Annotated in this window: 1 pseudogene; it reads right to left on the bottom strand. The window is 40.9% G+C overall.

Annotated features, from left to right (window positions below):
• Nucleotides 1-248: pseudogene (locus ACTQ33_RS17205) on the bottom strand (IS701 family transposase); the annotation flags it as partial.
• Nucleotides 249-384 lie beyond the last annotated feature (136 nt).

Genomic DNA, 384 nt, shown 5'->3' on the forward strand with positions numbered 1-384 from the left:
GACGAAGGCTTTGTCCTGGATGCAATCGTATCATCCACAATGCAGAAGATTGGCTGCCCTGAACGTTCAGCTTCCTGGTAGATTACCCCAATGACCATTTGTTTCAAACTATCCTGTATCACCTCATCCTTCCATTTTCCATGGTTCAAAAAGTGACCTATTGTTGTGCGATGGTGATTACTGCATAAGGCGAAATCAACTGTCTTACCTCGGTAGCCACGAGAAAACATAGCAATCAGGATGGACATGATATGACCTATTGCAATGTGTGATAGTATCTGACACAATTTTAATTCCATCAAGCAATTGAAAATAGTCTTTGAATGGTGTATACTTCTCCACATAAGGCATCCCCCTTTGTTTGGAGTTTGTTTCTCATCAAAA

Source organism: Candidatus Avoscillospira sp. LCP25S3_F1 (genome assembly GCF_052117125.1).
In the GTDB taxonomy this organism is placed as follows: Bacteria; Bacillota; Clostridia; order Oscillospirales; family Oscillospiraceae; genus Avoscillospira_A.